The 25,787-nt window shown below is 71.3% G+C and carries 28 protein-coding genes and 1 pseudogene; 14 read left to right on the forward strand and 15 right to left on the reverse strand.

Going from position 1 to position 25,787, the window contains the following annotated elements; all coding sequences use genetic code 11:
- The first annotated feature begins 170 nt into the window (after positions 1–170).
- From AC3CH1_RS35085 to AC3CH1_RS35095, 3 genes are all read left to right on the forward strand, one after another.
- Positions 171–845: a TNT domain-containing protein gene (locus AC3CH1_RS35085; protein ID WP_488466571.1), complete on the forward strand. Its 675-nt coding sequence runs from the start codon at positions 171–173 to the stop codon at positions 843–845.
- Positions 846–851: 6 nt separating this feature from the next.
- A complete protein-coding gene (locus AC3CH1_RS35090) occupies positions 852–1,085 on the forward strand; it encodes a hypothetical protein (RefSeq protein ID WP_488466572.1) in 234 nt (77 codons plus the stop codon).
- Between the two features lie 156 nt (positions 1,086–1,241).
- Positions 1,242–2,279 carry an alpha/beta fold hydrolase gene (locus AC3CH1_RS35095; RefSeq protein WP_488466573.1) on the forward strand — a complete coding sequence of 346 codons (1,038 nt, stop codon included), beginning with the start codon at positions 1,242–1,244 and terminating at the stop codon, positions 2,277–2,279.
- Between the two features lie 28 nt (positions 2,280–2,307).
- On the opposite strand, the gene AC3CH1_RS35100 is transcribed toward AC3CH1_RS35095, so the two are convergent.
- Complete coding sequence (locus AC3CH1_RS35100; protein WP_488466574.1) at positions 2,308–2,673, reverse strand: DUF1801 domain-containing protein; 366 nt, start codon at positions 2,671–2,673, stop codon at positions 2,308–2,310.
- A gap of 83 nt (positions 2,674–2,756) precedes the next feature.
- On the opposite strand from AC3CH1_RS35100, the gene AC3CH1_RS35105 reads away from it, so the two are divergent.
- The 3 genes from AC3CH1_RS35105 to lepB all read left to right on the forward strand — a co-directional run bounded on the left by AC3CH1_RS35105 (position 2,757) and on the right by lepB (position 4,496).
- Positions 2,757–3,266 (forward strand): mycothiol transferase, encoded by a 510-nt coding sequence (locus tag AC3CH1_RS35105; RefSeq protein WP_488466575.1) that lies wholly within the window; start codon positions 2,757–2,759, stop codon positions 3,264–3,266.
- Between the two features lie 123 nt (positions 3,267–3,389).
- Positions 3,390–3,680 carry a hypothetical protein gene (locus AC3CH1_RS35110; protein WP_026290270.1) on the forward strand — a complete coding sequence of 97 codons (291 nt, stop codon included), beginning with the start codon at positions 3,390–3,392 and terminating at the stop codon, positions 3,678–3,680.
- A 93-nt stretch (positions 3,681–3,773) separates the two neighbouring features.
- Positions 3,774–4,496 carry a signal peptidase I gene (gene lepB, locus AC3CH1_RS35115; RefSeq protein WP_488466576.1) on the forward strand — a complete coding sequence of 241 codons (723 nt, stop codon included), beginning with the start codon at positions 3,774–3,776 and terminating at the stop codon, positions 4,494–4,496.
- Here lepB and AC3CH1_RS35120 read toward each other — a convergent pair.
- The 6 genes from AC3CH1_RS35120 to AC3CH1_RS35145 all read right to left on the reverse strand — a co-directional run bounded on the left by AC3CH1_RS35120 (position 4,493) and on the right by AC3CH1_RS35145 (position 9,612).
- Positions 4,493–4,924 carry a protein-tyrosine phosphatase family protein gene (locus AC3CH1_RS35120; protein WP_488466577.1) on the reverse strand — a complete coding sequence of 144 codons (432 nt, stop codon included), beginning with the start codon at positions 4,922–4,924 and terminating at the stop codon, positions 4,493–4,495. The two genes, lepB and AC3CH1_RS35120, sit on opposite strands and share 4 nt — an antisense overlap.
- 61 nt (positions 4,925–4,985) lie before the next feature.
- Positions 4,986–5,255, reverse strand: coding sequence for an HPr family phosphocarrier protein (locus tag AC3CH1_RS35125; protein WP_488466578.1), 270 nt, complete (start codon positions 5,253–5,255; stop codon positions 4,986–4,988).
- A gap of 45 nt (positions 5,256–5,300) precedes the next feature.
- Entirely contained in the window at positions 5,301–7,334 is a 2,034-nt protein-coding gene (locus AC3CH1_RS35130) for a PTS fructose transporter subunit IIABC (RefSeq protein ID WP_488466579.1), read from the reverse strand.
- 141 nt (positions 7,335–7,475) lie between these two features.
- Positions 7,476–8,423: a 1-phosphofructokinase gene (gene pfkB / locus AC3CH1_RS35135; RefSeq protein ID WP_488466580.1), complete on the reverse strand. Its 948-nt coding sequence runs from the start codon at positions 8,421–8,423 to the stop codon at positions 7,476–7,478.
- Positions 8,420–9,181 (reverse strand): DeoR/GlpR family DNA-binding transcription regulator, encoded by a 762-nt coding sequence (locus AC3CH1_RS35140; protein WP_488466815.1) that lies wholly within the window; start codon positions 9,179–9,181, stop codon positions 8,420–8,422. The genes pfkB and AC3CH1_RS35140 overlap by 4 nt, the downstream gene beginning before the upstream one ends.
- A gap of 182 nt (positions 9,182–9,363) precedes the next feature.
- Entirely contained in the window at positions 9,364–9,612 is a 249-nt protein-coding gene (locus AC3CH1_RS35145; protein WP_488466816.1) for a DUF6296 family protein, read from the reverse strand.
- A gap of 197 nt (positions 9,613–9,809) precedes the next feature.
- On the opposite strand from AC3CH1_RS35145, the gene AC3CH1_RS35150 reads away from it, so the two are divergent.
- Entirely contained in the window at positions 9,810–10,661 is an 852-nt protein-coding gene (locus tag AC3CH1_RS35150; RefSeq protein WP_488466581.1) for a PepSY domain-containing protein, read from the forward strand.
- A gap of 80 nt (positions 10,662–10,741) precedes the next feature.
- Positions 10,742–10,891, forward strand: a pseudogene (locus AC3CH1_RS35155) (transposase); the annotation flags it as partial.
- A 14-nt stretch (positions 10,892–10,905) separates the two neighbouring features.
- Here AC3CH1_RS35155 and AC3CH1_RS35160 read toward each other — a convergent pair.
- The 5 genes from AC3CH1_RS35160 to AC3CH1_RS35180 form a co-directional block, all read right to left on the reverse strand.
- Positions 10,906–12,201: an MFS transporter gene (locus AC3CH1_RS35160; protein ID WP_488466582.1), complete on the reverse strand. Its 1,296-nt coding sequence runs from the start codon at positions 12,199–12,201 to the stop codon at positions 10,906–10,908.
- Between the two features lie 304 nt (positions 12,202–12,505).
- Positions 12,506–13,654, reverse strand: a complete 1,149-nt coding sequence (locus AC3CH1_RS35165; protein WP_488466583.1) for a cytochrome P450 — start codon at positions 13,652–13,654, stop codon at positions 12,506–12,508.
- Between the two features lie 569 nt (positions 13,655–14,223).
- The gene (locus AC3CH1_RS35170; RefSeq protein WP_488466584.1) at positions 14,224–15,594 is read right to left on the reverse strand and encodes a serine hydrolase domain-containing protein; all 1,371 of its coding nucleotides are present in this window, start codon (positions 15,592–15,594) and stop codon (positions 14,224–14,226) included.
- Between the two features lie 124 nt (positions 15,595–15,718).
- Positions 15,719–16,222, reverse strand: coding sequence for a GNAT family N-acetyltransferase (locus tag AC3CH1_RS35175; RefSeq protein WP_361870193.1), 504 nt, complete (start codon positions 16,220–16,222; stop codon positions 15,719–15,721).
- Positions 16,223–16,296: 74 nt separating this feature from the next.
- Entirely contained in the window at positions 16,297–18,330 is a 2,034-nt protein-coding gene (locus AC3CH1_RS35180) for an ATP-binding protein (RefSeq protein ID WP_488466817.1), read from the reverse strand.
- 279 nt (positions 18,331–18,609) lie between these two features.
- On the opposite strand from AC3CH1_RS35180, the gene AC3CH1_RS35185 reads away from it, so the two are divergent.
- From AC3CH1_RS35185 to AC3CH1_RS35205, 5 genes are all read left to right on the forward strand, one after another.
- Complete coding sequence (locus AC3CH1_RS35185; RefSeq protein WP_488466585.1) at positions 18,610–19,320, forward strand: alpha/beta fold hydrolase; 711 nt, start codon at positions 18,610–18,612, stop codon at positions 19,318–19,320.
- Positions 19,317–19,532, forward strand: a complete 216-nt coding sequence (locus tag AC3CH1_RS35190; RefSeq protein ID WP_018956405.1) for a hypothetical protein — start codon at positions 19,317–19,319, stop codon at positions 19,530–19,532. Before AC3CH1_RS35185 ends, AC3CH1_RS35190 begins: the two co-directional genes overlap by 4 nt.
- A 138-nt stretch (positions 19,533–19,670) precedes the next feature.
- Complete coding sequence (locus tag AC3CH1_RS35195) at positions 19,671–20,210, forward strand: DUF6630 family protein (RefSeq protein ID WP_488466586.1); 540 nt, start codon at positions 19,671–19,673, stop codon at positions 20,208–20,210.
- A 171-nt stretch (positions 20,211–20,381) separates the two neighbouring features.
- Entirely contained in the window at positions 20,382–20,543 is a 162-nt protein-coding gene (locus AC3CH1_RS35200) for a hypothetical protein (RefSeq protein ID WP_018956403.1), read from the forward strand.
- A gap of 844 nt (positions 20,544–21,387) precedes the next feature.
- On the forward strand, positions 21,388–22,053 hold the full coding sequence (locus tag AC3CH1_RS35205; RefSeq protein ID WP_488466587.1) for a lysophospholipid acyltransferase family protein: 666 nt from the start codon (positions 21,388–21,390) through the stop codon (positions 22,051–22,053).
- 28 nt (positions 22,054–22,081) lie between these two features.
- On the opposite strand, the gene AC3CH1_RS35210 is transcribed toward AC3CH1_RS35205, so the two are convergent.
- Positions 22,082–22,666 carry a DinB family protein gene (locus AC3CH1_RS35210; protein ID WP_488466588.1) on the reverse strand — a complete coding sequence of 195 codons (585 nt, stop codon included), beginning with the start codon at positions 22,664–22,666 and terminating at the stop codon, positions 22,082–22,084.
- Between the two features lie 253 nt (positions 22,667–22,919).
- On the opposite strand from AC3CH1_RS35210, the gene AC3CH1_RS35215 reads away from it, so the two are divergent.
- Entirely contained in the window at positions 22,920–23,717 is a 798-nt protein-coding gene (locus tag AC3CH1_RS35215; RefSeq protein ID WP_488466818.1) for a VOC family protein, read from the forward strand.
- Between the two features lie 25 nt (positions 23,718–23,742).
- On the opposite strand, the gene AC3CH1_RS35220 is transcribed toward AC3CH1_RS35215, so the two are convergent.
- Positions 23,743–24,591, reverse strand: a complete 849-nt coding sequence (locus AC3CH1_RS35220; RefSeq protein WP_488466589.1) for an endo alpha-1,4 polygalactosaminidase — start codon at positions 24,589–24,591, stop codon at positions 23,743–23,745.
- 255 nt (positions 24,592–24,846) lie between these two features.
- Complete coding sequence (locus AC3CH1_RS35225) at positions 24,847–25,767, reverse strand: LysR family transcriptional regulator ArgP (RefSeq protein ID WP_488466590.1); 921 nt, start codon at positions 25,765–25,767, stop codon at positions 24,847–24,849.
- Between the last annotated feature and the right edge of the window lie 20 nt (positions 25,768–25,787).

A 25,787-nucleotide genomic window follows, 5' to 3' on the forward strand; every position in this document is an offset into this window, starting at 1 on the left:
GGCTCCACGCCCCCCCGTCCCCCACGCCCCGGTCGCGCATCGTCGCGGCCGGGGCGCGGTGCTGTGCGCGGTGGCCGGAAAGCGGCATGTTGCGGGAAGTCTCGGGTAGTTGAGCGGTTACCCTACGTCAGCTGTCCTGATTGATCATCAGTGCCCGAGGGGACCCCTGCATGAACCGCATCCGTACCGTACTCGCCGCGCTCGGCATCACCGCCGGACTGATCTCCGCCCCGGCGGCGAGCGCCGCACCGGGGCCCGCCCGGCCCGCGCCCGCCGCCGAGCGTCACGAACCCTGCACCGGAGAGTTCCGCGGCGACGCCCGCCTCGGTCCCAAGTGGCTGCCGAACAAGCGGCTCGCCCCGGTCGGCCCGCTCCTGAAGGGCTGGCAGCGCACCGGCGACCTCACGCCGAAGGACTTCCTCAAGAAGTACTGGGAAGGGCCCGCGGACACCGGCAGCTGGAAGTACCCGCCCAACGACGGCTTCGCCGAGGTGAACGGCGAGATCGACAAGGAGCCCGTGAAGCTCCGCACCGGCCAGCGCCTGGACCGCTTCGGCTCGGAGTACGGCGGCTACCTCGCCCCGGCGGGTGACGCCTACGCCGAGCGTGCCCTGCCCCCGCAGAACCTGAACACCCGTGACGCGGACAGCCCTTGCGACTACCGGGTCTACAAGGTCGCCAAGCCCTTCTGGGTCTGGCAGGGCGGCATCGCCCCGTGGTTCGAGCAGCCCGGCGGCGGCCAGCAGATCAAGCTCGACGCCGTGTTCCTCGACCCGGGCGAGGGCCGGCGGCTCAATGTGAAGTGGCTGCTGGACAACGCCTACCTGACGCCCGCGGGCGCGTAACCCGCCATGGACCGCCGGGCTTTGCAGTCCGCACTCGTCGAGGCACGCATCCCCGGCGGCTACTACCGGATCGAAGGCGTCCACGAGCCCGTTCCCACCCCGCCGGACTTCCTCTTCGTCCGGCGGGGCGGGGGCGGAGTCTGGGAGACCGGGGCCTTCGAGCGGGGAGCATACGAGGTCGTCGCCCGCCACCCGGACGAGGCCACCGCCTGCGCGCACCTGCTGAGCCTGCTCGTCTGAAGCCGGTCCCGCAGCCGCTTTTTGCCGGAACGGCAAACAACCTTGTCCGTGCGGCGTACCGGCCGAATGATCGTGACCAGGCGGCCGGGCCCCGGCCCGGCCGCCCGCCGAAGCGACGCGACGGCCCCGCGCGCACGGGGCGCCCGAGGAGGAGTCATGCCGGAGCCCACCCCCGTACCCACGCCGTCCGCGCGTTCCGCAGACCGTGCCGCCCGACCCTCCGCCCTCCTGCCCGGCGCGACGCACCGGACGGTCGCCGTCCCCGGCGGCCGGATCCACTGCGTCGAACAGGGCACGGGCCCCCTCGTGCTCCTCGTCCACGGCTTCCCCGAGTCCTGGTACTCCTGGCGTCACCAGCTCCCCGCCCTGGCCGCAGCGGGGCACCGGGCCGTCGCCATCGACGTACGCGGCTACGGGCGTTCGTCCGCACCCGCCGCCACCGACGCCTACCGCATGCTCGCCCATGTCGCCGACAACACCGCCCTCGTCCACGCCCTTGGCGAGGAGACCGCCACGGTCGTCGGACACGACTGGGGCTCGCCCATCGCCGCGAACAGCGCCCTGCTCCGGCCGGACGTCTTCACGGCGGTCGCGCTGCTGAGCGTCCCGTACACGCCCCGGGGAGGCCCCCGCCCCACCGACGGCTTCGCGGGCATCGGAGGCGAGGAGGAGTTCTACGTCAGCTACTTCCAGACCCCCGGTCGCGCCGAGGCGGAGATCGAACCGGACGTACGCGGCTGGCTCGCCGGCTTCTACGCGGGTCTCTCCGGAGACACCTCCGCCCCCGCGGACCACCCCGGCCTCTTCTTCGTACCCCCGGGCGCGCGCATGGCCGACCGCTTCCCCTCCGGCCCGCTCCCCGGCTGGCTCGACGAACGGGACCTCGACGTCTACGCCGAGGAGTTCGAACGCACCGGTCCGACCGGCGCCCTCAACCGCTACCGCAACGTCGACCGGGACTGGGAGGACCTCGCCGCCTGGGACGGAACACCCCTCACCCAGCCGTCGATCTTCATCGGCGGCGCCCTGGACGCCTCCACCACCTGGATGTCCGACGCCATCGACGCCTACCCGCGGACCCTCCCCGGCCTGTCCGCCGCCCACATCCTCGAAGGCTGCGGCCACTGGATCCAGCAGGAGCGCCCCGACGAGGTCAACCGCCTGCTGACCGACTGGCTGCACGGCCTGCGCTGAGCGACACCCGGCTCGCGGTGCCCCCGGGTCAGCAGGCCGTGCCGCGGGTCGCCGCCGTCGCCCGGAGCAGGTCGCGGACGAGCGTGAAGTCGATCCTGTGCGGATCGCGGAGGCGCAGGCAGCCCTTGCCCATGTCGTGGGAGGCCAGCCGGTCCGTGAACGCGTCGCGGACGTCCCCGCGCATCAGGTAGAACGAGATGTACCGCTTCTGGTCGGCGAAGGCGACCTCGCCCGTCCCGTCCCGCTCGTATGCGGGCATTCCGTACGCCATCACCTCGCGGAATCCCGTCAGCTCCTCCCTGCACAGCGCGCGCAGCGCCGTGAGCGCCGCCCGGCGGGCCTCCGGGGCTTCGGCGAGGTACTGGTCGACGCTCTGCGCCGTGCTGCGGACCATGAGCAGATCGTACGGCGACACCCCGCGGGCCCGGCGGTGTGTCGCACCCGGGAGCAACGGGCTCCTCCGGCGAAGGTGGACGTATGAACACCGCAGGCATGCTGGCCGAAGCGTTCGACCGGGTCGCGGAAGCGGTCCACGCGGCGGTCGAAGGGCTCACGCCCGACGACCTCAACACCCGCGTCGACGCGGGGGCGAACTCCATCTCCTGGCTGGTCTGGCATCTCACCCGCGTCCAGGACGACCACATCGCCGACGCCGCCGGAACCGGACAGATCTGGATCACCGAAGGCTGGGCGGACACCTTCGGACTGCCGTTCGACGAGGCGGCCACCGGCTACGGGCACAGCACCGACGAGGTCGCCGCAGTCCGCGTGGACTCCGCCGAGCCTCTCCTCGGCTACTTCGACGCTGTGCACGAGCGGACCCTGGACTTCGTGGCGGGGCTGGAGGGCCACGCGCTCGACCGGATCGTCGACGAGGGCTGGTCGCCCCCGGTGACGCTAGGTGTCCGGCTGATCAGCGTCATCGCCGAGGATCTCCAGCACGCGGGCCAGGCCGCCTTCGTCCGAGGGATGCTGGAACGCGCCTGAGAACCGGTGACCGGAGCAACGGCGGGACGGGGCCCGTAGACACCCGTGCGTACTCCCATCGGCGGTGCCATACTCGGAAGAAGTCGGCTGGACAGGCTTGCCATCGTCCGAAAGGTGACCGTCATGAGCTGGGCATCTTGGACGACCAGCGGTGTCTTCGCGGGAACCGGCGGGGTGCGCACCGAGGAAGCGGGCATCCTGAGCGGCGACCTCACGGTGCATACGACCTGGTCCGACGGACAGGCGTCGGTGGCCGTGCAGTACAGCGGGTCCTCGGACTGGTTCACGCTCACCGGCAGCCCCGTGCCGTGCCCCTCCGAGGAGGAGAGCCGCACCTTCCACCAGAGCGTGGTCGAAGCCGTCCGCGCCGGCGAGGGCGCGACGGTCCCTCCGGTCGGCGCGGGACCCGTCTGACGTCGCCCACCGCTCACCGCGCCCCATAGAGTGGATCACCGGATCCGTTCCCCCAGGGACGGGCGCGCGGTACACGGGCGAGGAGCGGTGCACATGGGGCGGGCGGGCACACGGCGGTCGAGGACACGGAAGAACCGGCCGTTCTGGGTGGAGCTGCCGCTCCTCGTCGGTGTCGCCCTGGTGCTGGCGCTGCTCATCAAGACGTTTCTGGTGCAGGCCTTCTCCATTCCCTCGGACTCCATGCAGAACACCCTCCAGCGGGGCGACCGGGTCCTCGTGGACAAGCTGACGCCCTGGTTCGGATCGGAGCCCGAGCGCGGTGAGGTGATCGTCTTCCACGACCCGTCCAACTGGCTCGCGGGCGTGCCCGTGGACCCGCCCAACACCGTGCAGAAGGTCCTGGGCTTCGTCGGCGTGATGCCCTCCGCCGAGGAGAAGGACCTCATCAAGCGGGTCATCGGCGTCGGAGGCGACACCGTGGAGTGCGTGGGCGACGGGCCGGTGGAGGTCAACGGCGCCGCCCTGGACGAGCCGTACGTCTTCCCGGGCAACACCCCTTGCAGCGACGACGAGGACGGCGGCCGATTCAAGGTCACCGTGCCCGAAGGCAAGGTCTGGGTGATGGGCGACCACCGTCAGGCCTCCGCGGACTCCCGCTACCACCAGGACGATCCGAACCAGGGGATGGTCCCGGTCGACGAGGTCGTCGGCAGGGCTGTCGTCATCGCCTGGCCGGTCGGCCGCTGGAGCACCCTGCCGGTGCCGGGAACCTTCGACGACGTGCCCGACGAGCCCCGGGGCCCCGCCGCTCGCTAGCGCGCGAAGTTCCGTACGTACCGGCGCTGCCAGGGCGTCTCCACCGCCCGCGGGTGATAGCCCTCGCGCACGAACGCCACCGCCTCGTCCGCGGGGACCCCGTCCAGAACGGCGAGGCAGGCCAGCGCCGTGCCGGTGCGGCCCATTCCGCCGTCGCACGCCACCTCGACCCGCGTCCCGGCGGACCGGTCCCACACCTCGTGGAGGAGCTCCCGGGCCGCCGCCCGGTCCGCCGGGAGCCGGAAGTCCGGCCACCGCAGCCACCGGGACTCCCAGGCGACCGGAGGCGGGGTACGCCCGAGGAGGTATACGGCGAAGTCCGGTTCGGGGCCTGCCGGCAAGGGCTTGCGCAGACCCCGGCCGCGTACGAGCCGCCCCGAGGGGAGGGCCAGGACGGCCGGGTCGGCGGCGTTCCACGTCTCGATCACGTGTCCCAATCTAGCGACCCGGCCGTCGTCGGCGGTACGTATCGCACCGGTCGGCCGGAGCTCAGGTGGCGTCGAGATCCCGCGCGAGCAGCTCGGCCAGCTCCTCGACCGCCGCCCGCGCCCCGTCGCCCTCGGCGCTGAGCACCACGGTCTCCCCGTGCGGGGCGGCCAGGGCCAGCACCGCCAGCATGCTGCGGGCATCGACCGGGTCGCGGCCCTCACGGGCGATGGTCACCTTGACCGGCTGACGGGCGGCGGCCTTGACGAACAGGGACGCCGGACGGGCGTGGAGCCCGCTGCGGGAGGCTATGGCGACGGTCCGCCGGTGCATGGATCACTCCTGGGGGAAGGGATGTTCGGCAGGGGTGTGCGGAGTTCAGGCGGCGACGGTGACCCGGGAGCCGTCGGGGCTCGCGGGCCCCGCGTCCCCGGCAGCCTCCGGCGCCGCCCTGCGCGCACTCTTGAGCAGGACGACGAGCGCGGTCGCCACCAGCGTCCCGGCGGCGATGGCGAGCAGGTAGAGGAACGGCTCGCCGATCAGCGGGACGACGAAGACGCCGCCGTGCGGAGCGCGCAGGGTCGCGCCGAAGGCCATCGACAGGGCGCCGGTGACCGCGCCGCCCGCCATCACCGACGGAATGACGCGCAGCGGATCGGCGGCGGCGAACGGGATCGCGCCCTCCGTGATGAACGAGGCGCCCAGCACCCAGGCCGCCCGGCCGTTCTCCCGCTCGGTCTTCGTGAACAGCCGCTTGCGTACGGTGGTGGCCAGAGCCATCGCCAGCGGCGGCACCATCCCGGCCGCCATGACCGCGGCCATCACCTTGAGGCTGCCCGGCGTCGGGTCGGCGAGGCCGCCGACCGCGAAGGCGTACGCCACCTTGTTCAGCGGGCCGCCCATGTCGAAGCACATCATCAGCCCGAGGACGACGCCGAGGATCACCGCGTTGGAGCCCGACAGTCCGTTCAGCCAGTCCGTGAGCGCGTTCTGCAGCGAGGCGATGGGCTTGCCGACCACGATGAACATGAGGAACCCCACGACCGCCGAAGCGATCAGGGGGATCACCAGGACCGGCATGATGCCGCGCAGGGTCGCGTGGACCGGGACCCGCTGGATGGCCATCACCACCGCACCGGCCAGCAGACCGGCGACCAGACCTCCGAGGAATCCGGCGTTCACCGTGAGCGCGATGGCCCCGCCGACGAACCCGGGCACCAGCGCCGGCCGGTCCGCCATCCCGTACGCGATGTACCCGGCCAGCACCGGGACCAGGAACCCGAAGGCCGCCGAGCCGATCTGGTTGAGCAGCGCGGCCCAGCTGTCCGCCTCGCCCCAGACGAAGTGGTCGGCGACCGACGTGGCGCTCGCTATCCCGTAGCCGCCGATGGCGAACGACATGGCGATCAGAAGACCGCCTGCCGCGACGAACGGCACCATGTAGCTCACGCCGGACATCAGATACGTACGGAGCCGGACGCCGAAGTGCGCGTGATCCGCGGAGGATCCGTTCCCGTCCCCGGTGCCCGCGCCTCCGCCGTCCTCGGACACGGCGGCGATCTCCCCGCGTTCCGCCTTGCGGCGGGCCTCGGCGATCAGGTCGGCGGGCCGGTTGATGCCTGCCTTGACCCCGACGTCGACCAGCGGCTTGCCGCGGAAGCGGGACTTCTCCCGGACCTCCACGTCGTGCGCCCAGATCACGGCGTCCGCCGCCGCGACGACGGCGGGGTCCAGCTTCTCGAAGCCGGCCGAACCCTGGGTCTCCACGGTCACCTCGACCCCCTCGGCGCGGCCCGCCGCGGCCAGGGACTCGGCCGCCATGTAGGTGTGGGCGATGCCGGTGGGGCAGGAGGTGACGGCGACGATCCGGAAGGGGGCGCTCGCGGCGGCTACGGCGGCTCCCGTCTCCGTCTCCGTCTTCGCCTGTTCCCGTCCCTGTTCCCGTCCCTGTTCCTGGCTCTCCTCCGGCCGCTCCTCGCCCCGGATCAGCGCGGCCACCGCCCGCGGATCCGCTCCGGCGCGCAGGGCGGCGGTGAACTCCGCGTCCATCAGCCTCCGGGCCAGGCCCGACAGGATGGTGAGGTGATCGTCGTCGGCCCCGGCCGGGGCCGCGATGAGGAAGATCAGGTCGGCCGGACCGTCGGCCGCCCCGAAGTCGATGCCCGCCCCGCTGCGCCCGAAGGCCAGCGTCGGGGCGCTCACGTGTTCGCTGCGGCAGTGCGGGATGCCGATGCCGCCGTCGAGGCCGGTCGGCATCCGCGCCTCGCGGGCGGCGACGTCGACCAGGAAGCCTTCGAGATCGGTGACGCGGTGGGCGGCCACCATCCGCTCGGCGAGCGACCTCGCGGCGGCGTCCTTCGTCGTGGCGGACAGATCGAGGTCGACCAGTGCCGCGGTGATCAGCTCACTCATCGCGGTGCTCCTTGCTCGGGGGCCGCCGTGCGGCGGCTCGGGGGGACGGGGCGGAGGGCTCGTACGGGTGGGGTCCGTACGGGAGTTGCGGGAATCGCGGCGGCGCCGGCGGTACGGGGGTCGGTGAGGGCGGTACGGGGGTCATGGGGCGGGCTCCGTCAGCGCGCGGTCCAGCGGCACGTCGGAGGTCGTCACGACCGACGGCAGATCGAGGTCGGCCGGAGTGGGCATGAGGCTTCCGGCCAGCTGTACGGCCGCGGCACCGTGGGCGACGGCCGAGGTGAGAGCTTCCGGGCCCTGCCCGCCCGCTGCCAGGAAGCCGGCCAGCGAGGCGTCCCCGGCGCCGACATTGCTGCGCACAGCGGCGACCGGCGCGGTGGCGAAGTACGCGCCCGACGCCTCGACCAGCAACTGCCCGTCGGCGCCCAGACTCGCCAGCACCGACCCGGCCCCGCGCTCCCGCAGCTCCTCGGCTGCCTTCAGCACGTCGCCCACCGTGGCGAGCGGCCGGCCGACGGCCTCGGCGAGCTCCTGGGCATTGGGCTTGATCACGTCCGGCCCCCGGTCCAGGGCCGCGGTCAGCGCCGCTCCGGAGGTGTCCAGCGCGATGCGCGCTCCGGCCCGGTGGCTCCGCTCGACCAGCTCCGCATACCACTGCGGCGGCAGTCCGCGCGGCAGACTTCCGCAACAGGCGACCCAGTCGGCGGCGGCCGAGTGGGCCCGTACCGCTTCCAGGACGTCCTCAGCCTCGGCCGGACTCAGCTCGGGGCCCGCCGCGTTGACCTTGGTGAGGGTGCCGTCGGGTTCGACGAGCGTGACGTTGATCCGGGTGTTCCCGGCGATCGGCACGCCGACCGCCTCGATGCCCAGGTCGCCGAGCAGCCGGGTGAGCAGAGCGCCTTCCGGGCCGCCCATCGGGGCGACGGCGAGGGTGCGGTGTCCGGCCGCCGCGACCGCGCGGGAGACGTTGACACCCTTGCCGCCCGGATCGACGCGGTCGGCCGTGGCCCGCAGCACGCTGCCGCGGGTCAGCACGGGCAGCTCGTAGGTGCGGTCCAGGCTGGGGTTGCAGGTGACGGTGAGGATCATGCGCGTACTACTTCCGTGCCCCGGCTCTCGATGGAGCGGGCGTCGTCGGGGCTGAGGCCCGTGTCGGTGATGAGCAGGTCCACATCGGTGAGATCCCCGAAGCGGGCGAAGTGCTCCTGCCCGAACTTGCCGGAGTCGGCGAGCAGGACGACCCGGCGGGCCGCCTTGATCACGGCCCGCTTCACCGCGGCCTCGGCGAGATCGGGCGTCGTCAGGCCGCTGTCAAGGGCGAAGCCGTTGGTGGCGAGGAAGACCACGTCGGCGTTGATCTCGGCGTACGAACCCAGCGCCCAGGCGTCGACCGCCGCGCGGGTGCGGTGTCGGACCCGGCCGCCCACCAGATGCAGCGCGATGCCAGGGTGGTCGGCGAGACGGGCGGCCACCGGCAGAGCATGCGTCACCACGGTCAGCGTCGCGTCGACCGGTACGGCGGCGGCGAGCCGTGCGGTCGTCGTCCCGGCGTCCACGATCACATTGCCGTCGGCGGGCAGTTCGGCGAGGGCGGCCCGGGCGATGCGGTCCTTCTCGTCGGCGGCGACGACGTCGCGTTCGGCGAGGTCGGGCTCGAAGCCGAGCCGCCCGACGGGGATCGCCCCACCGTGCACCCGGCGCAGCAGCCCCGCCCGGTCCAGGGTCTTCAGGTCGCGCCGGACGGTCTCGGCCGTCACCTGGAACTCCTCGGCCAGGGACAGCACGTCGACCCGTCCGCTCTCCTGGGCGAGGCGGAAGATCTCCTGCTGACGCTCCGGTGCGTACATGTGGTTTTGTTTCCGTTTCATGCCCGAGTCTGTGGTTTCGCGCTCAGGTTACGTCCGAGGTGCGGGAATGTAAACACAATCGGGCGATGGGCGGGCATGAACGGAGGGGCAAGTCGCGCGGACGTGCGCGCACCGCAGGGCGGGGCGGGCCGTGCACGGCCCGCCCCGCCCCGCGGGTTCGGTCACGGCGTTCGGGGGGCGTCCTCGCTCAGAGGGCGGGCCAGCAGGGGGGTGCCGGGGACCTGGTGGCCACCGCTGGCGAGCATGCGGACTTCGCCCCGGTCGCTGATCTCGGCGCGCACGATCCCCGTCTCGTCCTCGTAGATCGGGAATCCGCCGGCTCCCAGCCGGTCGGTGAGCCGCACGCGGACCACGTCGTCCGCGGCTCCGGACAGCTGGAAGATGAGCTCGTAACGCTCGGTGTGCACCATGTGATCCATGACGACCTCCGGGCCGGGCGCGGAGAATACGGCCCTGCCGCCATTGTTTCGCACCCCGGCGTCCACCGCCCGGGGAGCGACGGCCAACGGGCGGACCCGCCCGGTCGATCGGGTGACTCCCCGGTCGGACAACATGACCGATGGCCCGAAGGGCTAGGCATGCGTGCATGAGACTTGAGCCTCGACGAATGAACAGTGCCTCCTCCCGTTCCCGCACCCTCAAGACGGTCGGCGCCCTCGGCATGGCCGCCGCCGCGGCCGTTCTGATGACCGGATGCGGTCAGAGCTCGGACAGCGCGACGAGCGCGGCCACCTCCGAAGCCGCGAAGGTCGTTCCGCAGAACCAGACGACGTCGCCCTCGGCCAGTGCCCAGCTGACCGAGGACCAGCAGGAGCGGAAGAAGGTGCTCGACGCCACGAAGGTCACCTTCGACGACGCCGCCACCACCGCCGCCGGCGAGGTGGCCGGAGGCAAGCTGGTCGATCTGGACCTGGAGGGTGTGGACGACGACGACAAGGACCAGAGCCCCAGCCCGACGGGTTCCGGCAGCCCCACGGGTTCCGCCAGCCCGACGGGTTCCGCGAGCCCGACCGGTTCCGCCAGCCCGACGGGTTCCGCGAGCCCGACCGGTTCCGCGAGCCCGAGCGGAACCGGCACGTCCAGCCCGAGCGCGAGTCCGGGCTCCGAGGGCCCGGTCTGGGTCGCGGAGGTCGCGGAGAAGGACGGCACGGTCCACACCGTCCGGATCAACGCGGTCGACGGCAAGGTGATCGAGGCCCGGGTCGACGCCGATCAGGACGCGGACGACAAGAAGCAGACGGCCGACCGGCTCGCCCAGGCCACCCAGACCCCGCAGCAGGCCGCCAAGGTCGCCACCGAGAAGAAGAAGGGGACGGTCACCTCCGTCGGCCTCGACGAGAGCGAGGGCAACAGGGTCGTCTGGCAGGTCGACGTGGTCGGCTCGGACTGGAAGAAGACGACCTTCGACGTGGACGCCAAGAACGACACCATCGTCCGCGAGGAGACCGACAACGACTGACCGCCGCCCCACCTGACCCGCGAAGGGGTACGCCGGACACCCGGCGTACCCCTTTTGTCGTCCAACCGCGGGACAACCCTTTACGGCGCAGGTGGCTTTCGAACGTCGCTCACAGCACCCCGGAACACCTCGTTCAGACCGTCCGGCGCGGCCTGCGGCACAGCCGGTACCGCAGCCACCTCATAAACGGCTGTCTCACCGAGACTGGCTTGACCATCCGACCTGCTTGATCAGCAGCACGACATCACGAGTTCAGCCGGCTGCCAGCATCATCGCGTAGAGCGCGGCGGGTGAGGAGGAAGACCACCAGTGTTCCGATCAAGCCGACCGCACAAATGACGAAACTAGGGCGGATAAACGTCCCCGCGACACCGAACAGTGCGATACCGATGCCTTGCCCAGTCATGAGACCGCTGCCCTGGACTGTGAAAATCCGACCATGGTAGGCGGGGTCGGCTGCTTCTAGGATGAGGGGATCGATACCTTGATTGAATGCGAAGCCGGCACCCGACAAGGCCAGGAGGAAGGTAGCGACCATTACGGATGGGGTGGCAATGAAGGCAATGAGTGGGAGTTGACTTATGAGAGTGAGCGGCAATACAAGTCGTCTCCGAATTTCTGGCTGCAGCCGGGTCACGACGAGTTCGCCGGTCACCGTCCCCGCCGCGTACCCGGTGAAAAGTGCACCGGCTGCCGTGGTGGCAGTGCCCGTTTGGGCAGTGTAGGCGACGGCGAGGCCGTCACCCACCGACGAGAATGCCGGGATCGACCAGGACAACAGAATCAGGCGACGCAGGCGCTTGTTCCCGAATACGTAGCGCAAACCGGTCGTCGATTCGCGAACGACCGCTTTGAGGGATCGGCCGCCTTTTGGCGCATTGGCCGGGGTTGCTTGTGTGCCCAGTCTGATGAGGGCTGCAGAGACCAGGAAGCTGGCGGCGTCCGCAGCGAGTAGCCACATGGGGCCCACCGCGGCGGTGAGGATGCCGCCGATGGCGAATCCAGACACTACTGCGGTCTGGCCGATGGTTCGCAACAAAGATCGGCCCACTGGAAAGGTATCCGAGTCAAGCAGATGGGCCAGACTGGCGGCCCGGGCCCCTTGGAAAATGGGGGCAACGATACCGGTTGCGAGCAGAAGTCCCAGCAAAGCCGAAACGGGCATGCCAGGGATGAGCATGGCCGCAATGCAACTTGCGCTGATCAGATCGCAACAAACTAGTACGGGGCGTGCCGGAAAGCGGTCGGCAATAGCCGACAGGATAGTTCCGCCCAAGGCGTACGGCAGGAACGAACAGACGAGGACAAGCGAGGACAGCAATGCAGAGTTCGTACGCTGGAAGATGAGAATCGACAGAGCGACCTCGGCAGCCAGCGTGCCGACCATCGACAGCATGTGCGCCAGGAGCACAGCAGGCATTCCGGGAACGCGTAGCACCAACCGGACTCCGGAGACCCGGGAATCCTTGCCCATCGTTAGGTCCCCGTCGCGGTCGCCATCTGGCTTCGCGATGAACTGCTGCTTCTTTGACTTTTTCACGCTGCCGTGGCCTCTTTGTAATTACTTCGGTACCTTAAACCGGCTGGAGTACCAAACCTGCATTTATGGACGAATATTGGGCGTAAAATAGGAAAAGGGTAAGGCCAGTCGGAATCGGAATGGCGATGATTGTATCGCGATGTGTCGCCGAAAGTCGGGTGGCTGTTGGATCCAGACTTGCGGACACAACAGACACCCGACGCTATTCGTGCGATCAGTGGGTGTGACGCATTATCTTCACCCCTTCCCGGGCTCGACTGACCTACAATCGCTTTCCAAATGGTTTCGCACATGCGCGTGACCTTCAGGAAAGCGAAACCTCGAGTTGAAAAAGCCCGTGCTCGGTCACGTTGGGCCTGGGAGTCGGCTCGCTGATGAGTCGAGCATTGGGGTAGCGGCGGGTGATGGCCCCGAACGCCGCCAGCGCTACCTGCACGGCGACTTGCGCACCGAGACAAGCATGCGGCCCTCGCCCGAAACCGAGGTGGCGGTTCGGGTAGCGATCCCAATGCAGAACCTCAGGCGCATCAAATGCTTTCAGATCTCGGTTGGCGGCACCGAGGAACATTGACACGACTTGGCCTTTACGGATCTTCCGACTACCCAACACTGTGTCGTTGACACAGGCGCGACTTTCGACATGGACAGGGCCGGCGAATCGAACCAGCTCATTCACTGCGGCTTCTTGGTCGATTACCGGACGCTGAGCGGGTGGGATGCGCAAGAGCGTGAGCAGTCCGATCGCCAGAAAGCGACTCGCGGTCTGAAAGCCGGCCTGTAGTACGACGCGCAGGGAATTTGTCAGCACGTCACGATCGATGTTCATGGTCTTGGCTCGCATAGCGACATGGCCTACGAATCCATCCGGGGACGGACCCTCCAGCCATGTGTTGACCAGACCTGTCAGTTCTGCTCTCGCGCCGACGCCGGGCTCGTAGCACTCTGGTCGGAGGCTGGCATCCATGCTGTCGACAATGGTATTCGAGAGAGGGACGAACCAATCCCTGGCGGGCTCGGGCACACCGAGCAACTGCGTTACTGCCCGCAGGGTCAAGGGCTCGGCAAACAGGGATACGAAGTCGAATGAGTCCCGGTGCTCAACGGCAGCGAGCAAGTCATCGACCGTGCTACTGACAACCTGCCCCAGTTTTTGAGAATCTGCCGACTTGAACCCCTCGAGCACGAGGTGGCGAATCTCCGTGTGTTCCGGCGGATCAAGCGTCTGAAGGCTCAGAAGTGAGCGGGGTGTAGGCTCTCCGATACGACGCCAGTCTTGACAAAAATTCTCGACATCCCGTAACGCTCGGAAGCTCTCATCGTAGCCGGTCACTAACCAGGCATCGATGTCAGCGTCCCATATTACTGCCCCCTCCTGATTCCATTCCCGATAGATCGGAAACGGGTCAGCTAAAACAGTCGGGTCAAGTAACTTCCGGACACTGTGTTCGGACATGAGTCCGATCCTCTCCATCCCGTCCATCCCGCGGAAATTCTCTTGGAAGATACTGCCACGAGCGTTCGGGTGCGTCAATGGGGAACGGGTTTCTCGAATGCGTGAAGACTTTCTCATTTCGACGCGAGAGCGTGTTCGATGCCGGCGATGTCGGTCTGGGTGGCAGGGCTGTGGCAAATTTAGTTGATCTCGTATTCGCAGGTGAGGCGGGGTATGACCTGAGAGCTCGTAACGCGATCTTGTTGAAGTGTGCTGATTGGCTGTGACCGATAGGTAATTTCGGCCAAGGATTCGGCCGTCCGTGATGGTGTGAGTACTCGACCGTGGATCCCGGACGGCGAATTGTGGGCGCTGGTCGAACTGTTGCTGCCGCCATGGCCGGAGCGCTCGCCGGGTCCGCGGCCGGTGTCGGACCGGCTCTGTCTCCAGGGCGTCCTGTTCGTCCTCCACCACGACATAGCCTGGCAACTCCTGGATCCCCGCCCGTCGCAGGCCGTCCAGGCCGTCCCCGCCGGCCCGACGCCCTGCTCGGCGACAAGGGCTACGACTCCCACCCGAAGCGAGACGCGCTACGCGAGCGACGGATCCTGCCCGTCATCCCCCGCTGGGGTTCGCCCGGCATCAAGGGCATCGGCAAGCTCTGCTACGGCCGGCTTCCGGCGGTCGAGCAGCCGGCAGACGAAGTCCTCCTGGAGCTCGCGGAGCCTGGCCAGCAGCCGGGGGTTCGTCGAACTGTTCACCTGGGAGGCGAGGGAGACGGTCAGCGACCGCTTGCCGTCCTTGGTCCCCGCGGCGAACTGCGTGTAGCCGGGGAAATTGCCGGTATGGCCGTACACGGTGCCGCAGCGCGTCGTGTACGAGAACACCGCGAGACCGGCCCTGTTGCGCCCGGGGCCGGCCGGTTCGGAGCTGCCTTCCACGAAGGACAGCTGCTGCCGGCGGACCTCGGGGCCGAGGCCCAGCCCTCCGGTGTAGCCGCGGATGAAGGCTCCCAGGTCCCGGGGTGTGGAGACGATGCCGCCCGACGCCCACACGCCCGACGCGCCGAGCACCGTGCTGACGTCCTCGGGCGCGTTCGGCGGGTCCACCGCGTAGCCGTGCAGATAGGGCTCGGGAAGCCGGTAGCCCTGCGGGAGGCTGGTGTCGCGCAGACCGAGCGGCCGGTACACGAGCTCGGCGAGGAGCTTCTCGTACCGCTGTCCCGTGACCGCCTCGGCCATCAGCGCCACGGCGATGTTGTCGGAGTTGGAGTAGTGGTACGCCGAGCCCGGCTCGAACCGCAGCGGGTCCCCGGCGACGTAGTCCAGCAGGCGGCGCGAGTCGAAGCGCCGGCGTGGGTCGGCCGTCAGCTCGGCGATGAAGGCCGGGGCCTCGGTGTAGTCGGGCAACCCGCTGGTGTGGTTGAGGAGCTGCCGGAGCGTCACCCGGTGCCAGGCGGCGGGGAGGCGAGGCAGCCGTCGGCCGAGCGTGTCGTCCAGGCCGAGCGCACCCCGCTCGGCCAGCTGCAGGGCGACCGAGCCGCTGAAGGCCTTCGCCGTGCTGGCGATCCGCATGTGGTCGGTGGTCCTGGGCGGACGCCCGGTGCCGAGCTGCGACGTACCCGCCCGGTACACCTCGCTCCGGCCGCCCGCCGTGAGGACGGCGATGGCACCGGGCGGCCCTCCCGGAGTGTCCACGAGCGCCTCGAGCCCCCGCCGCAGCTCGGGGTCGACCGGCCCGTGCGGTCCGTCGTCGCCGCCCCCGCCCGCGTGGGCCGGGCCCGACATCAGGCCGGCGAGCGATGCGGCCGCCAGGGCCGCGACGACGGCCCTCCGCCGCCGGGACCGACCACGGGGGCGGGGGAGCGGGGCGTCAGGGCGAGAAGGTAGGGACACGGGGGCCTCCTGAAGGCGGTGGGCGTCGGGCGGAGCGGTGGCGTCCGCTCCCGCGAGCCCCAGCATCGGGCGGCCGGGCGGGGCTTGCCCCCGAGGTGGACCATCCGGCCGATCCCCGCCACACCGCCGGCGCCGGGCAACGAACCGCTCACCCGACCGCTACCGGCCCCGTTTCCTTCAGCGGTGCCGCTCAGTGGGCCGGGGGAGCGCCCCCGCTCAGGTCCAGGACGTACCGCCGCCCGGGACGGTCGCCGAACATGACGTCCTCCAGCGGCTCGAACCCCGAGCGCGCCAGCACCGCGCGCGATCCCGTGTTGTCCAGCGTCGTCTCCGCGCGCAGTGCGGTCAGCCCGTACTCCCGGACCGCCAGGACGCAGACCTGCTGGACCGCCCAGGTGGCCAGCCCGCGCCCCGCGGCCTTCTCCGCTATCCGGTAGCCCAGCTCGGCCGAACCCTCCCGCACCTCGACGAGATTGATCCGGCCCAGGACGCCGCCGTCGTCGTCCTCGATGACGTGGAAGTGGAGCAGCCCCGCGTCCTGCTCGGCGAGCAGCTCACGGTGCCGTTCGGCGAACGCGGCGAAGTAGTCGTCGCCACGGTCGGGAATGGACGCGGCGAAGTAGGCCCGGTTCTCCCGCTCGAAGGCGAGCAGAGCCTCGGCGTGGTCGGGACGGAGCCTGTTGATGGACGTCATACGGGGATGCTAAGTGGTGTCCCGTCGGGGTGTTCGGTGCCCAGCAGCCGCGTCCCGTGTCCGGGCGGCTCCGGCTATCCGGGACGTCCGCGCTCCAGGGCGTGGGCCAGACCGCGTTCGGCGTCGTCGGTCGAGGCACGCCGGTAGGCCCGCTCGTACGCCGAGTCGCCCGCGACCTGCCGCGCCCGGAGTTCCCACTGCTCGCGGATCGCCCCGAGCTCCGGGGTGCCCCGGTGCGGGTGGCCGATCATGCGCCAGTACGCGTGTCCGGTACCGGAGGCACGGGCCGCGGCCACTCCGTTCCCCTGCGCGGCGATGGACCCGGCGAGCAGATCGAGGCCGAGCGCTATGCCGAGGCTGTCGTGGAGCTCGTGCTTGCTCGCGAGCATCGCGCGCGCGTGGCTCTCGGCATGACGGGGGCGGCCCTGGAGAAGGTGGATGAGGGCGAGTTGGTGATCGGCGTACGCCCGTGCCCAGTGCTCGCCGAACCGCAGGCTGATCCGCTGGAGCCGCATGGCCTCCTCGTACGCCTCGTCGAGCCGGCCGAGCGCGGACAGGGCGAACAGCCGTATCACCCGGCAACGCAGCTGGGAGGGGGCGTCGGCGGGGTCGCCGTCGTGGTGGCTCAGCGCGCGGTCGCTGACGGCGTACGCGGTGAGCGGTTGACCCATCATCAGATACGTGAAGCTCTCGGAGTGGGCCGCGAGCAGCACCGCCTCCGGGTCCTCGTCGCGGTGTGCGGCGTGCCGGCACTCCTCGCCGGTGCGGCGCGCCGCCTCGTGGTCGCCCTGCAGGGTCAGCGTGATGCCCAGGGCCCACAGCGCCCGGGTCCGGTGAGGGCCGGCGGAGAGCGGCAGGGCGAGTACCCGCTCCAGATACGTACGGGCCTGGTGCAGATGGCCGCAGCAGCTCCAGAAGAGACCCGCGCACCCGGCCATCTCCATCGCCATCTCCGGGTCCTCGGCCAGCAGATGGTCCAGGGCCGCGCACAGGTCCGCGTGGGTGGCGGCGATCCGGTGGTACCAGAGGACCTGCGACGGCCCGAGCCAGCCCGCGTACGCCTGGACGGCGACATGGGCGAAGTGCCGGGCATGCCGGTCCGCGAGGAGCGCGTCCTCCGCCAGTTCGGCCAGCCACATCGCCCCGTACTCACGCAGCGTGTCCAGCATGCGGTATCCGTCCCCGGTGCGCCGGAGCACGGACTGGTCGGCCAGACGTTCCAGGGCCGGGGCGATGGCCCCGGCGTCCAGCGGCCCGCCCGCGCACACCGCCTCCGCGTCCGGGGTGGTGATGACGTCGCGGAAGACGGAGAGCCGGGCCCACAACAGCCGCTCCAGAGGTGCGCAGAGCTCATGGCTCCAGCCGATGGTGGTGCGCAGGGCGCGGTGACGGCGGGGCCAGACGGTGTCGTCGGTGAGCTCGTCCATACGGGAGGCCAGCCGTCCGGTGAGCTCCTGCGCGCTGCTCTGGCGGAGCTGGGCGCAGGCGAGTTCGACGGCGAGCGGTATGCCGTCGAGCCGCCCACAGATCTCGGCGACGGCGGCCGCGTTCCCGGGAGCGTCGAGCGCGAGGGCCGGGGCGACGGCGGCCGCGCGCTCGTGGAAGAGCCGGACGGCCTCGTCACCGTCGTCGCCCGTGGAGAGCGGGGGCACCTCGACGCACTTCTCGTCCGCGGCGCCCAACGGCTCCCTGCTGGTGGTCAGGACCGTCAGCCCCGGCGCCGAGGCGAGCAGTTCGGTCACGAGGCGCGCGCAGGATCCGACGACCCGCTCACAGCAGTCGAGAACAAGGAGCAGCCGCCGACCGGACAGCCACTCACCGAGCGCGGTCACGGGCCGGCGGGGGCTGTGGTCCAGCAGCCCGACGCCGTCGCAGACCGTGGTGGCGAGCAGTTGGTCGTCATGCAGATGGGAGAGGCCGGCCCACCAGACGCCGTCGGCGTAGCGGTCCCGGGCGCGCTCGGCGGTGCGCAGGGCGAGCCGACTCTTGCCGACCCCGCCGGGGCCGGTCAGCGTGACCAGCCGGTGCTCTCGAAGTGCCCGTTCGACGCTGACCAGTTCGTTGTCGCGTCCGACGAAGCTGGTCGTCACGACGGGGAGGTTGCCCATCACGGGGACATCCTGCCTCGCCGCGGCCCACCGCCTCCGTTCATAGCGAAAAGCAGTCAGAAACGGCCGACAATCCATCCTGTTCGATCGGTAAGTCGCCTACATCGAATTCAGGATGGGTGTGCCGAAGCTTCGACGCCCCGTTCCGGTGCTGTGAAGACATCCGGTGCTGCGAAGACGGCTGAGCGCCGGCGGATGACGGAACGACGGATGACGGAACGGCGGCGGACGGAACGGCGGCCGGGAGGCTCTGTCGTACCCCTGCGCTACGTTGCTGGCATGACGCAATTCGTACTGGTGGCAGGGGCCTGGCTCGGCTCGTGGGCGTGGCGCGACGTGGAGCCCGGCCTGCGCGCGGCCGGTCACGGGGTCCACCCGCTGACCCTTTCCGGCCTCGCCGACAGACAGGAAGCGGCGGCCGGTCAGCAGACCCACGTCCAGGACATCGTCGAGGCGGTCGAGCGTCTGGACCTGCGCGACGTGGTGCTGGTCGGCCACAGCTACGCGGGCATTCCGGTCGGGCAGGCCGCCGAGCGGATCGGCGACCGGCTGGCCCGCGTCGTGTTCGTCGACTCCAACGTTCCGGCCGACGGCGAGTCCTTCGTCTCCGGCTGGCCGGACGGCCGGGCCGGAGTCGAGGCCGCCATCGCCGCCAACGGGGGCTTCTGGCCGCCGCCGGCCGCCGCCGACTGCGCGGACCAGGGCCTCACCGAGGAACAGCTCGCCCGGTTCCTCGACGGCTCGACACCCCACCCCGGCGCCACGCTCACCGATCCCGCCGTTCTGGCCCGCCCCCTGGGCCTGCTGCCCGCGACGTACATCAAGTGCCTGCTCGACGGGCCCGAGCCGAGCCCCGAGGTGACCGAACTGCTGGCGGGCGCGCGGTGGCGGCTGGTCACGATGGACACCGGCCACTGGCCCATGTTCTCGCAGCCGGCCGAGCTCGCCCGCGTCCTGCTGGACTCCGTGGGAACGGACGCTGGACGATGACGGCCTCACCCCGCCCGGAGCGGCGCTCCCCGGACGAAGCGGCCACGGAGCACCCGGAGATCACCTACATCGGATGCGCGCGTTGCGGCACCCTGATCGCGGGCCTCGACGGGCGGTACGCCTGTTCGGGCTGCGGCTGGGTCAACGAGTGGACCGAGGGCCACCGGCCCCTGCCCGAGGCCCGGCGGCGGCGCTCGGCGGAGACGGCCTAGAGCACGCCCGGAACGCCCCGGCCCCGCGCGCCGGCGTCCGGCCCGGCCCCGCGCACCGCTTGCCGGTCCCCACCCCGCCCGCCGGTCCCCGCCCCGCGCCGTGCGGCGCTCTCGCCCGCCCTTCGAGGAGTGCACGACATGTCCGACCCGCACGACGCCCAAGCGATCCGCACGGCCCTGGCCGAGATCGCCTCACTGCTCGCCCCCGCGCGCCCCACCGTGGCCGAGGAGGTGCTGCGCGCCCACGACAGCCCGCACGACTACGTCAGCGCCTTCGGGGACCGCCTGGAGGGCCGGGGCATCGACGAGCCGGTGGACGACCTCGCCTGGATCGCGCTCATCGACGCGCTCGACGCACACGGTCTGCTCGCGGAGTTCGACTGGAAGGAGGACACGCAGGAGATCCGGGCCCGGCTGCGCAAGCTGGAATCGAGGCCCTCCGTGGATCCGTGGGCGCTCTTCGAGCCCGAGGAGGCGCTCCTGCCGACCGAGGAGTTCCTGCACGCCTGCGGACGCCGCTACCGGGAGATCGGTACGGCGCTGGCCGTCCTCGACATCGAGTCCGACTGCTATCCGGTGGTGGGCCTGCGGGCGGCCCGTGCCGGCGAGCTGACCCAGCTCGCCGCCCGCGCGGGCTTTCCCGTGCGGCACCTCGGCGCCGACCGTCGCAGGCGGTGACAAGACTCCGCCCGCGCCCCGGGGGCGCGGGCAGGGCGCTGTTCCATCAGGTGGGGCAGGGTCCGTGCGCCGGAATGGAATCGCGACCGCCGCCGCCCACCACGTACACTCGCCCCCGCCTCCGCCGACCGGCGAGGGTTTTACGCACCAGACCACCGGGAAAAAAATCGTATGAGTTCCGCAGACAGCACCGAAGCACCGATCTACGCCGGCCTAGTGGAGGAGCACGGCGATGTGCCCGCCGAAGTACGCAGAGTGGCCGAGGAGGTCCTGCGCGAGGCCGACCGCGCCATCGACTTCGGCACGGTACGGACAGCCGCCGCAGCACGCTGAGGGGCGCTCGGGTTCCGCAGACCGGCACCCTCGGCCGCAGCCGCCTCGCGGCGGCCATGTCCGCCACAGGACGATAAACGTCCTGCAACTATTGCCATATTCTTGCGTTCGTGACGCGATGGTTTGCTGAACAGTCATCGTCAGTGAAAGCGGGTGAGGCTGCGGTAGGCCGGGTCTCCGACATCACGCCCGATGCCACCGCGGCCCCCGGCCACCCCGTCGCGACCGCCCGGCGGCCGTGCTTCGGTGAGCGGTCCACGCAGCCGCGTGGAGAGCGCTCCCAGCCAGTCGTCGAGAGGCGACGGGCAGCAGGGCCGACCCCGCGCGCGTCGTCGGCCGGGCCTCCGCCCACCGGGCGCCTTCTCGCTCGTTTTCCATGGTGACCTGCGCCCTGCGCGCCCTCGCAGGCCGCCCCGGAGACCCCGGCCCCGATGCCCGCGCTCGTAGGCATTTCTCGCGGGCGTCGCCCGCCCAGCGATACGTCACCCGCCGGAGACCGCCGCACCCCCCCTGCCCCGAGGCTCCCGCCGTCCGTCCACTTCCGTGGGGGCGGCAGCCCGGCACTGTCCTGGTTCGGGCACACCGCCCGCGGCCCACGGGTGACCTCTCGTACCGGGGCCCGCGCCGGGTTCTCCACGGTTTCGTCCGTCCGCGGGGCTCGTAGCAGGCAACGGGATGTCAACGATTTGCGCAATGCCGATCGACCAGAGGGCCTGAGTACCCGCACTCAGGCCCCACGCCCCGGCCCCCGCGACGATGAGGGTGTGGCGGGCGAAGCCGGCAGAGGCGGACCCCGCACCGCCGTCACCACGACGGCCCCCGCACGCCGAACCCCAGGAGAACCGTGCTCAGCCGCATCGCCGCCGCCGTCGTCCCCTCGCTCGGACGACTCACCGTCACGTCCGACCACGCCACGGCCCCGGCCGCCGGCAGCATCATCGTCGCCAACCACACCTCCCTGGCCGACCCGGGCATCGTCCTCGCCGCACTGCTGCGCCTCGGCGTCGAACCCGTCGTCATGGCCACCGCGGGGCTGTGGCGCATACCGGTCCTCGGCCGGCTCCTGGAACGCGGCGGCCACGTGCCCGTGCACCGGAACACCGACCGGGCCGCGGCCGCCCTCGACGCGGCGGCCGTCGCGCTCGGGGACGGCCGTCAGCTGCTCATCTACGGCGAGGGACGGCTGCCCCGCCGCACGGACGTGGCGGAGGCTCCGCCGGAGAGCTTCCGCAGCGGCCTCGCCCGTCTCGCGCACGCGTCCGGCGCGCCCGTCGTCCCGCTCGGCCAGGCGGGAGCCCGCCGGGTGACCTCGGGCCCCCGCGTCAAGCAGATCTCCGGGCTCCTCACCGCTCCGGCCCGCCGCCCCCGGCTCCACGTCCACGTCGGCGCCCCGCTGTGTCTCCCGCCGGATGTCGAGGCGGCGACCGCCACGGCCCGCGAAGCCGTCACCGCGGCCTGGCGCACCGCCGCCCACCACCTCGGCGAACCCGCTGCGCTCGCCGGACGCTGAAACGGGGAGGGAACCGGGGGAGGAGCGGCTACCCGGCCTCCCGCGCCACCTGCTCCAGACGCTGCCGGTACTCCTCCCACCACGCGCGGTCGCCCGGCGGCATGTTGTCGGTGCCGGACCGCAGTCCGACCGTCCCGTCGACGAGCTCCCGGACGATGTCGGCGTGCCCGGCGTGCCGCTGGAGGTCGGCGATCACATGGATGAGGATCTGGTGCAGCGTCACGCGGCCCCGCTCGCCGGGCCACCACCGGACGTGCCCGACCGCGTCGAGCGGCAGTTCGGCGATCGTGGCGTCCGCGTGCTCCGCCACCCGGCGGTAGAAGGCGAGGATGTCCTCGCGCGACTCGTCGGCGGTCGCCCACATGTCCTGGTTCGCCTCGGCGTCGTCACCGAAGGCGGGCGGCGTCTCGTCGAACGGCCGACGGAACGTCTCGCCGAAGTAGCCCAGCTCCACCCCGGCGGCGTGCTTGACCAGCCCGAGGAGATTGGTGCCGGTCGGCGTCAAAGGGCGCCGGACGTCGTACTCGCAGAGCCCTTCGAGCTTCCAGAGCAGGGCGTCACGAGCGGAATGCAGATAGTGCTGGAGGTCAGCCTTCGGCCGCGAGTCGGTCATGGGGGCAGTCTGCCACCGGGCACTGACACGCGATCCCCGCCCGGAGCGGTCGGGGTGTGCGCCCCGCACCGTTCCGGGACGCGGCCGGGTGGCGGCGGCGACCCCGGCGGCGTAGGTATGGAGGCGTGCCGTTCCAGGGACGCCCGACGCCACGGAGCGCACCGGCCCGCGACGGCCGGTGACCAGCAGGCTCACCCGCCGGACCGGCGTCCGCGTCCGGCGGCTCACCACCGGGGACGAGGAGACGATCCCGATGACCGCGGCAGAGCAGAGCACCCCGGTGCACGGGGTTCCGTGCTGGGTCAGTCTCATGACCCCGGACGTGCGGGCCACCCAGGACTTCTACGGGACCGTCCTCGGGTGGACCTTCCGCTCCGGCACCCTCGGCGAGGGCTTCAGCGTCGCCCACCTCGACGCCCTGCCGGTCGCGGGGATCGCCAGGATCGCCCCCGGTCTGCCCACCGCCGTCTCCTGGACCCCGTACTTCGCCGTCGATGACGCGGACGCGACAGCGGCCCGGGTCCGGGAACGGGGTGGCACCATCGCCGTCGGCCCGATCCGGCTGGGCCCCGGGAGGGGGGCCGTGGCCGCAGACCGGGAAGGGGCCGGATTCGGCTTCTGGGAAGGCCGGACCCCGCCCTGGTCGTTCGGCCGCGATGATCCGCCCGCCTCCATCGAACTGCGGACGAGCCACGCCTTCGACTGCGCGATCTTCTATGCCGAGGTGTTCGGCTGGGCCTCCGAGGAACCCGGCGGCTGCGAGGTCGGCTACGCGTACGAACAGGACGCCGTCGTCGTACGGCAGGGCGGCCGCACCGTGGCCACGCTGCGCGGAGGCGGCGACGCCTCTTCCCCCGACCCCCGGCTGCGCCCGCGCTGGCACGTCCGTTTCCCGGTCGCGGACCCGGAAGCGGCGACCGAGGCGGCCCGCGCGGCCGGCGGTGCGGTGGGACCGCTGGTGGACTCGCCCGCCGACGGAACCGAAGCGGTGATCAGGGACCCCCACGGCGGCATTTTCACCGTCTGCGCCCACCCGCCGGACGCCCCCTGAGCCCTCCCGTTCCCCGAAGCGCCCTTCAGCAGGTGCGGAACACGTACCCCGGCTGTCCGGCCGGCCGGACGTCGAGATCCCGGCGCACCACCGAGACCTCCGCCCCCACGGACGCACACGCCTTCGCGTAGTCGTCTTCGGTGTACTCGACGACGAACACCCGGTCGTCGTACGCGGCGGCGTAGGCGTCGCACTCGTCGTAGCGGCCGCACTCCTCGGCGACGGCGAAGTCGAACCCGATCGTCTCCCGCCGCTCCAGCAGACCGGTGGTGTTCTTCTGGCCGATCGCCAGCCCGGCGGCGTGCGCCCGGTCGGCCAGGAGCTTCGCGAACGCCGCGTTGTGCGCCCGGGTCAGCAGGCCTTTCGACCGCTCGTAGGAGTCCAGGTTGTCCGGCTCCACCGCCTGGAAACGGGACTGCGCACAGCCGTCGACCCAGCCCCCGACGATGTCCGCCAGCCGGGTGCGCTTGTCCGCGGTCGAGGTGTCCAGCAGCGCCTCGCCCCACTCCTCGTCATTGACCAGGTCGCCGTCGCCGTCGCGCAGCAGCAGATCGGGGTTGTCCTTCTCCCATCGGTCCAGCGCGTCGGGCTGGGCCTGGAAGGCGTTCACGTAACAGACGTTGTACAGGCCCTCGGCCGGCTCGTCGCCACGGTCGCGGGAGACCGCCCCGACCCCGGCGGGCGGGGCGTACGCGCCGCCGATCTGGTAGTCGAAGGTCACGTCGGCCTCGGGCGGCACGACCTGGGGCCCCGACCCCGAGGCGAAGCCGTTGGACAGGAGCAGTCCCGCTCCCGTCGCGATCGCGACACCGCAGGCCAGACCGGCGAGCGTACTTCCGCGGCGGAGGAACGGACGGTTGGCGGGCTGAGACATACGTGACTCCCGTGCGTGGGCTTTCGAACCTGCCCCTCCATCATGGACGGCCGATCATGAACGAATCGTCAGCGCCCGCCCGGCTCCGCTCCACGACCGGGCGGGCGCGAGCCGCAGGACGAACTCCGCGCCGCCGCCGGGACGCGCCGGATCCGGGGCAGCTGCGCCTCGAGCCGCCCGGAGCCCCGGCGGCCGCCCACGCTCCGGAGTGCGAAACCGCCCAGCCGGTCCGCGTGCCCAGCGCTCGGGCGGCCGTCAGGCCGGCCAGTCGCCGTCGAGTGCCTCGGCGGCCTCCGCCACCACCGCCTCGGCCACGGCCGCCAGGGCAGGTGATGACAGCTTCCACTGCTGCCAGTACAGCGGGACGTCCACGGTGTGGTCCGGGGCGAGCCGCACCAGCCGACCGTCGCTCAGCAACGGCTCCGCCTGGACCTCGGGCAGCATGCCCCAGCCCATCCCCGATGCCACGGCGTCCGCGAACCCCTCCGACGTGGGCACCAGGTGGCGCCGGGCGCTCGGCCGGGGGCCGGGGCCGAGTCGGCGCACGAAGGCGTCCTGAAGATCGTCGCGCCGGTCGAAGCCGATCACCGGGGCGTCGCCGATCAGCTCGCGCAGCGCGGCGCCCTCCCGCCGCCCCAGCCACCGGTCGGCGAAAGGGGGACTGGCCACCGGCAGATACCGCATGCGGCCCAGCCGGCGCACCGAGCAACCCGTCACCGCCTCCGGCGACGAGGTCACCGCGGCCATCGCCAGCCCCTCCCGCAGCAGGGCGGCCGTATGGTCCTGGTCCTCCCGGCGCAGCTCGTAACTGAGTCCCAGTTCCTCCGGCACGCGCCGCAGGGCGGGCAGGAACCAGGTCGCCAGCGAATCGGAGTTCACCGCGATCGGCAGGAGCGTCGGCTCGCCCGGCCCGGACATCCCGAGCGCCGCCTGTGCGTCGTGCTCCAGCCTGGCGAGCTGGCGGGCGAAGCGCACCACCACCTCACCGGACTCGGTGGGCCGCACCGGCTTCGTCCGCATCAGCAGGACCCGGCCCGTGCGCTGCTCCAGCGCCTTCACCCGCTGGCTGACCGCCGACGGCGTCAGGCGCAGGGCGTTCGCCGCCGCGTCGAAGGTGCCCTCGTCGACCACGGCCAGCAGGGTCCGCACCTGATCGAGAGGAAGCTCGGACATCATGACTGTTAATGATACGTAAG

It is taken from the genome of Streptomyces sp. MGP-P1 (genome assembly GCF_057766565.1).